Below are 7766 nucleotides of genomic sequence, written 5' to 3' on the forward strand. Positions count from 1 at the left end.
TTTTAAGGCTCGTTCAATATTTAGCATTCTTCTGGCCAATTTCTGCTTGAACCATTTTACCTTATTTCCCAACAACTCTATTATCAGTTATTATAAGATTATTTCCAAAGGGATCTTGACCATAATCATATTCTTGATTTTTCCAACTCAAAGATAGAGTCGGACTATTATTTTTATTGTTTAGTCGCCAAGTTAAACTCCCACCGTAGAGAGAGCGGTTAGAAGTTTCATCAACTGGTGGAACATAACCAGAAAAACTAACAGTCTTGAGCGGACGAATACTGAAATCTAACAATAACCTGTCTTCAAAAGAATTAGGGAGAATATGACCAAAATAATAGGTGACACCAACAGAAGTAATTCCCCAATTTAAACGAGCCCTCGCAGCAAGTTCGCTGGCAGGTGAATTGTTGATAATATCTCCAATTCTAGTATCTCTATCTATAGCATAATTGAAGAATGTTGATAAGCTAAAATTAGCATTTTTACTAATACGAAATCTTTTAGCGACATTCCCAAAAAGTTGACTATAATAATCTCGGTCTGGGTTAAGATAACCAATTCCACCAGCGCGAAAACTCCAACCATTTACCGTGCTTTTTGAATCACCACCCAGGTAAAACTTAACTTCTTCAGAGGCAATAGCACCAGTATAGTAACGGAAAACATCTTGAGTACCCGTCCAATTTCCAGTAAAGCTGACATGGGGATAATAACTGGTTTCCTCCCGATAAATACTTTCTCTGACAAAGTTAGCATCTTGTTGTAAAAAGCTAAGATATACTTGGGCATAAAAATCTTGGAGGTTGGCAGTAGAAAATGTGTCTTGATTAACTGCCGACTCTAATTCGACATTGCTCTCAGCTCCACCTTCTGCTCCGGCACTGGCGATCGCTAATTGTGGACCTGTGGGGTCGTAGAATGTACGACCTTCGTTAATACTGCGGTCAATGTTTGGGGACAGACCTAACCAAATACTATGATAATTTCCTTTGGGAACTTGCCTTAAGCTAGTAACATCGGGTGTTAAACTTTTTGCTCTTCCGACTCCTGCTGAATAGATGGTAAAACTGCTGCTAGGCAAACGGGTATTATTAGCTGCTAAAAATAAATGACGGTTAATATTAGAGTTGACAGCATTTTCACTACCTTTTAAGTCGGGAATGACATCGGGTAAAAATTGCGCTGCTGTTTGAATGGCTGTATTTAACCCCCGGTTTTCATCATCAAAAAACGAAGTATTAAACTGCCATTTTATCAGGTGACTGATGGGAATATCGTTGAGAGGTAAACTTGTGGTTAGAGGGCTAATTTTTTCATCTGCAGCGATGCGTGGCGGAATAATATAGTCTGGGTCTGGGGTGGAATTTTTCGGCTTTTTATTTAATGAAGGTGCTGTGGTTTGGAGGTCTGTTGCAGAGGTAGACCATTTGGGAGTTTTTGCTAATACTGGGTTCGAGTATGCTGTGGTTAGAATGGTGCAAACAGCAGCAAAATTTTTGGTGAGGGTAGCGGTGAATTTGGAAAAGTTACTCATTATTGGGGATGCGGCAAATTAAAGTCTATCTATTGATACGGCGGGTGAAACGTTGTATCCGAATAATAGAGGATAATGAGACGCACCTACTGGACTAACACACCTTAAATGGTGCAATATGTAGGGGCGGGTTCCCACGGACATTTTCATACTGGTACTTAGACAACTTAACTGCCAAAAATAAGCTCAAATATAGATAGGGAGGCGGTTTTACGTCGAAAAGGTATAAATCCTTTATTACCAAGGGTTTTAGCCATTTTTAAGGAGTTGACGTAATTCCCTTGTCTAGACTGGCTTTTCCTCCGGAATGCTGCGCAAACAAGCAGTTTTTCTGCCAAAAAATGTCTAAGTACCANGTTGACGTAATTCCCTTGTCTAGACTGGCTTTTCCTCCGGAATGCTGCGCAAACAAGCAGTTTTTCTGCCAAAAAATGTCTAAGTACCAATACTTACTCTAAGATTTACATAAACCCGCCCTGCCCCATGGTAGGTTATATCATTGGGGCCGGTTTAGCTAACTCCAGGTGAAAACTCGCTCACTTAATGGTGGAACCCGCCCCTAGGTTTTGATGATTTTTCTGGTTGGGGTAGGGGCGGGTTTATTTAACTCAATGCGAAAACTCGTTGTACCGACGTTGCATGCAACGTCCCTATGGTGGAACCCGCCCCTACAGAGCCTAATTTCCGAATGCACTATTTTAAAGGAACCATCCAAGTGACTTAACTTATCCGCAGATAGAGTATTAAACCTATATAAGGAAAGGATAAATTTCATAAGTAATAGCAGCAATTTGATAGTGTATGTTAGGGCACAGAAATTTTGAAGCTAATTATGATATGCTAATAAAACTGATGCTTAGATTGCTATAAATCCTAAGATGGGATTGCCGATGTGTTGAATCTTAGGCATAAATTGGCCGTAGAAACCCACGGCCAAAAAACCGATATGACCGAAATGCAGGAAGTTAAATATTAAAATGTCATAAAGTGACATTTTCTTGAAGTTTTCTAGAGTAATTTTTAAGTAAACCAGAAGTAAGCAACTTATTCTCAAAAGGAGAAACAAATGGCTAAAAATTTGCTCGAACAACTACGAGAAGTAACCATCGTGGTTGCTGATACAGGCGATATTCAAGCAATTGAAAAATTTAAGCCACGGGATGCAACTACTAATCCCTCATTAATTACTGCTGCTGCTCAGATGCCACAATATCAAGAAATTGTGGATGAAACTTTGAAAGGAGCAAGGCAGGAACTGGGACCAGATGCGACTGCTTCTGATGTGGCAAATTTAGCATTTAAGAGACTGGCAGTTGCTTTTGGGCTTAAGATTTTACAAATTGTTCCAGGACGGGTTTCTACAGAGGTTGATGCTAGATTATCCTACGATACAGAAGCAACAATAGCTCAAGGACGAGATTTAATTGCTCAATATGAAGCTGCTGGAGTTTCTCGCGATCGCATCTTAATCAAAATTGCTTCTACTTGGGAAGGTATCAAAGCAGCAGAAGTATTAGAAAAAGAGGGTATTCACTGCAACTTAACTCTACTATTTGGTTTGCACCAGGCGATCGCTTGTGCTGAAGCTGGCGCTACTCTAATTTCTCCTTTTGTAGGACGTATTTTAGATTGGTACAAAAAAGAGACTGGACGAGATTCTTATCCTCCAGCAGAAGACCCCGGTGTATTGTCTGTGACTAAGGTCTATAACTACTACAAGAAATTCGGTTACAATACCGAAGTTATGGGAGCTAGTTTCCGTAACATTGGAGAAATTACAGAATTAGCAGGTTGTGACTTGTTGACTATTTCACCTGCTTTGTTAGGTGAGTTGGAGTCAACAACAGGTGAGTTACCTACTAAACTTTCTGTGGAGAAAGCTGCTCAGTCTGATGCAGAAAAAATTACAATGGACAAAGAAACTTTTGATAAGATGCACGCTGAAGATCGGATGGCATCTCAAAAGTTGGATGAGGGAATTAAAGGTTTCTCCAAGGCATTAGAATCATTGGAAAAACTATTAGCAGATCGCTTGACTAGCTTAGAAGGAGTCACCCATGCAGCAGAAGATATCTTCCATATCTATGACTTAGATGGTGATGGTTTCATTACTCGTGAAGAGTGGGCTGGAACTGATGCTGTATTTGATGCTCTGGATATCAATAAAGATGGAAAAATATCTCCAGAAGAAATGGCATCTGGTTTAGGATCTGTGTTCCAATTAGCTAAAGTTTAATTGTAATTAGGTTTTATCGAAAATTATCCCCACTCTTCATATTTGTTAGAGTGGGGATTTATGTTAATTTTAGTATTGGGAAAAAAATTANATGCTGTATTTGATGCTCTGGATATCAATAAAGATGGAAAAATATCTCCAGAAGAAATGGCATCTGGTTTAGGATCTGTGTTCCAATTAGCTAAAGTTTAATTGTAATTAGGTTTTATCGAAAATTATCCCCACTCTTCATATTTGTTAGAGTGGGGATTTATGTTAATTTTAGTATTGGGAAAAAAATTACTTTCTTTTACTCTTGAGCAAAGAAAATGCTCCAAAAGCAGTAGCAAATAATCCTAATGTTGCAGTAGGTTCTGGTGTAGAGGCACTGGCAGTAACCGTATGCAGAAAATCAACAACAAATTCACCACCATTCTCTTCTATAAATAGGCGGTGTTCTGTAACTCCAGTAAACCAAGATATGTCACCAAATTCGCTAGTGTCAATGGAACCACCAGAAAGAACTCCTGCAATTAATAACTCACCATTTACTTCTACCAGAAGCGGACCACCACTATCAGCACTAGCAGTAGTTCCTTCATTTGTTAGAGGTGAAGAACTACTACCGAAACCGAATAAGGTGTTATTGTAATCAGTTCCATCATCAAAGTCAAGATTGAAAATATTTGACCCAATAACTTCATTATCAACTGGATCGATAGCGCTACCAAAAAAATCAATAACATTTTCGGCAGCCCATCGCAGTCCATCCGGGGTAAACTGATGACCAACGCTACCTAAACCATTGAAACCGAAACCAACTATAGTTGCATCACTTCCAATCAGGTATTCGGGGTTGAAACCAAATAATTTTAAAGGAGTAATTGAGTCTGGAGCAGCTTCAGCCAGTTGAAGTATAGCAATATCTGTACCGTCTAATAGAGAAAAGGTATCATCTTGTTGGAAAATGTTACTTACGGAAATATCTGCTAATATGCTATTTTCTGAATCATCACCGCGAAACAAAACACTCAATTCATCCTCAAAGAAAACATCCTGAACACAATGTTGGGCAGTAAGTACATAATTATCTGCAATTAGTGAACCAGTACAACCACTTTCAAATTCACCTGTTTCAAAATTTCTGAACAAAATATCAGTTACAGCCGTCAAGGGGGCACCTAGTTTTATAGCAGTGTCGGCTCCTGCTGTATCATTTATTACTATACTTTTTACGGGTACTTGAAAACCTTGACTTGCTATGAGACCAAGTACACAACGCAGAGCTATTTGGCTTATATGAATATTTTTGCAAGATTTGAGTATGGAAGGATTAAATATTTTTTGTTGTTTTAAATTGTTGGAAAAGTAGATGCCCATTGCCTGACTCCTTTAAGTTCTAATTTAACCCTCTTTTGTCACTTTCCGGGAATAAAAGTAAAATCTGAATTACTTAATAGTTTATTTATAAGAGATAGAGCGATTTTTTTCTCACAATAAATACAACAACTTGATTTTTGGAGTACGCTCGCTTAGATCCCTTGACTGATAAACGTTATAGAGAAAGGCATTTCGGAGACTGACAGAACAGGATTAAGTTTTCATTGAAGGGAAATGACACTAGATGTATCTGACCCTGACTCGACCCTAGTAATTTATTATTATAAATAAAAGATAGCAATTTTACTTACACTATGGCAATGCTACTTATAGTAATAAATTTTTTTAATTACATTCGTGTAAAATTTTTAAATATAGTGAGGGCGGGATCTTCAGCAAATATTGAGGAGAAAAATATTAAAAATTCTTCATCAAAATTTGATAAATTTAACTTTCAGGGTGTAATTTTTGAAGTTAGGTTTGATTCTGATTGAAGTAGGTTTTAGGTGTTATACAGTTTGATAGATCAATTTTTGCTACAAATCTCTGTTTTCTGTTACCTATAACCAGAAAAATAGGAATAGAGAAGATACAAGATACGCAGCTATTTGACACAAAAAATATAGGGGTTTGGTGACCAAACCCCTACTGACTTCCACTAAAAAGAGTCAATGTAGCAATATTTTTTGAAACTTCTATTATTAAATGCAGTTTCAACTACACCGAAGTCGGGTTTATGACGAATAGACCATAAATATTTTGATGGAAACAAATAAACCCGACTGCTGGACTCAGCTATATTTTAGGGCAAAAGCGTGATATTTTATAGTATAGCCTGATTGAATTACCTATGGTAAAGTTGAGTAATGTTTAGTAAGCGATCGCTCAATTCTTGACTTAAAAGCTCTGACGTGGTATAGCGCCAGCGCCACTGTCCGGGATTAATACTAGGGTCGTTCATGCGAGCGCGGTTATCCAGAGAAAGAATATCTTGCAGAGGGAATATTGCCATATCAGCTACAGAAGAAGAGGCTAAACGTATGAGAGACCAATTGATTTCTTGGATATCGCTATCAGAGTTATAAGCTAGATATCTAGCAACGTGGTGTTTTTCCTCCTGGGTAGCTTTAGACCACCAACCCAGAGTAGTATCATTATCGTGAGTTCCTGTATAAACTATACAGTTGTTGATGTAACAGTGAGGTAAATAGGGATTATTTACATCTCCACCAAAAGCAAATAATAATATTCGCATTCCTGGAAATTCAAAGCGATCGCGCATTTCTTCTACTTCAGGAGTAATAATTCCTAAATCTTCTGCTAGGATAGGTAGACTTCCCANCCACCAACCCAGAGTAGTATCATTATCGTGAGTTCCTGTATAAACTATACAGTTGTTGATGTAACAGTGAGGTAAATAGGGATTATTTACATCTCCACCAAAAGCAAATAATAATATTCGCATTCCTGGAAATTCAAAGCGATCGCGCATTTCTTCTACTTCAGGAGTAATAATTCCTAAATCTTCTGCTAGGATAGGTAGACTTCCCAAAGTTTCCCGTAATTTTTCAAAGAATTTATAACCAGGTGCTTTTACCCATTCCCCATTAATAGCATTCTCTTCCCCTGCTGGCACTCGCCAAAAAGCTTCAAAACCTCGGAAATGGTCTACCCGCACGATGTCTACATATTGTAAAGTTGCTCTGAATCTTTCGATCCACCAAGCAAAGTTAGTATTTATCAAGTTTTCCCATTTATAGACAGGATTTCCCCATAATTGCCCAGTTGCACTAAAATAGTCTGGTGGTACTCCTGCTTTCCATGCAGTTTCTAAGGTTTTTGGGTTGAGTTCAAAATTTTCTGGGTGACTCCAAACTTCAGCACTATGATGGCAGACATAAATGGAAACATCACCGATAATTTTGATATTTCTCTCGTTACAATATTGGCGCAGGTTTTTCCATTGCTCAAAAAACTGAAATTGCAAAAACTTATGATATTGAATACTATCATTTAGAATTTCAGTTGCTATTTTTATAGCATTAGGTTCTCGACGTGCTAAACCTGGTTCCCATTGATTCCATGTTTTGTCTGGGTTAGCTTCATGCAATGCCATAAATAAAGCATAGTCATCTAACCAGTAAGATTGTTCTTCACAAAAAGTTTCGTATTCTGAAGGAATATCTTGTTTGAAGCGATCGTAAGCTTGTTGAAAATATTTAGTTTTGTGAGGAATGACTTCGGCAAAATTTACTCTACTGTATGCGGGATCGCCTTCTGAGGGTAAAGGTGTGAGTTCATCAGCATTTAATAATCCTTTTTCTGCCAATATATCCAGACTAATTAATAGAGGATTTCCCGCAAAAGCGCTGAAGTTCATGGTATAGGGCGAATGTTCATAACCTGTTGGACCGAGGGGTAATATTTGCCAGATTTTTTGCCCACTTCTGACTAGAAAATCAATAAACTCATAAGCTGATTTACCTAAATCCCCGATACCGAATCTACTGGGTAAACTGGTGGGGTGTAGTATGATTCCACTTGCACGTTCAAAAGTCATAGTATTTTTTATATCTCAATAATACTTGAATTTTAGCAGATTATGCAGTTTATAACCGAATATAAGTATAAATG

The 7766-nt window shown here is 37.8% G+C and carries 4 protein-coding genes and 2 pseudogenes; 2 read left to right on the plus strand and 4 right to left on the minus strand.

Annotated elements, in window-relative coordinates; genetic code table 11:
- Nucleotides 1–61: 61 nt before the first annotated feature.
- Nucleotides 62–1537, minus strand: coding sequence for a hypothetical protein (locus AFK68_RS19575; protein ID WP_094674343.1), 1476 nt, complete (start codon nt 1535–1537; stop codon nt 62–64).
- Between the two features lie 1066 nt (nt 1538–2603).
- On the opposite strand from AFK68_RS19575, the gene AFK68_RS19580 reads away from it, so the two are divergent.
- Nucleotides 2604–3773 (plus strand): transaldolase, encoded by a 1170-nt coding sequence (locus tag AFK68_RS19580; protein WP_094674345.1) that lies wholly within the window; start codon nt 2604–2606, stop codon nt 3771–3773.
- Between the two features lie 91 nt (nt 3774–3864).
- Nucleotides 3865–3965, plus strand: a pseudogene (locus AFK68_RS45750) (hypothetical protein); the annotation flags it as partial.
- 87 nt (nt 3966–4052) lie between these two features.
- On the opposite strand, the gene AFK68_RS19590 reads toward AFK68_RS45750, so the two are convergent.
- From AFK68_RS19590 to malQ, 3 genes and pseudogenes are all read right to left on the minus strand, one after another.
- On the minus strand, nt 4053–5132 hold the full coding sequence (locus AFK68_RS19590) for a trypsin-like serine protease (protein ID WP_094674349.1): 1080 nt from the start codon (nt 5130–5132) through the stop codon (nt 4053–4055).
- An 844-nt stretch (nt 5133–5976) separates the two neighbouring features.
- Nucleotides 5977–6414 carry a 4-alpha-glucanotransferase gene (locus tag AFK68_RS39275; RefSeq protein WP_246844294.1) on the minus strand — a complete coding sequence of 146 codons (438 nt, stop codon included), beginning with the start codon at nt 6412–6414 and terminating at the stop codon, nt 5977–5979.
- Nucleotides 6415–6474: 60 nt separating this feature from the next.
- Nucleotides 6475–7692, minus strand: a pseudogene (malQ, locus tag AFK68_RS19600) (4-alpha-glucanotransferase); the annotation flags it as partial.
- Nucleotides 7693–7766: the final 74 nt, after the last annotated feature.

Origin of the sequence: Hydrocoleum sp. CS-953 (assembly GCF_002260545.1) — a bacterium.
Lineage (GTDB): Bacteria > Cyanobacteriota > Cyanobacteriia > Cyanobacteriales > Microcoleaceae > Trichodesmium.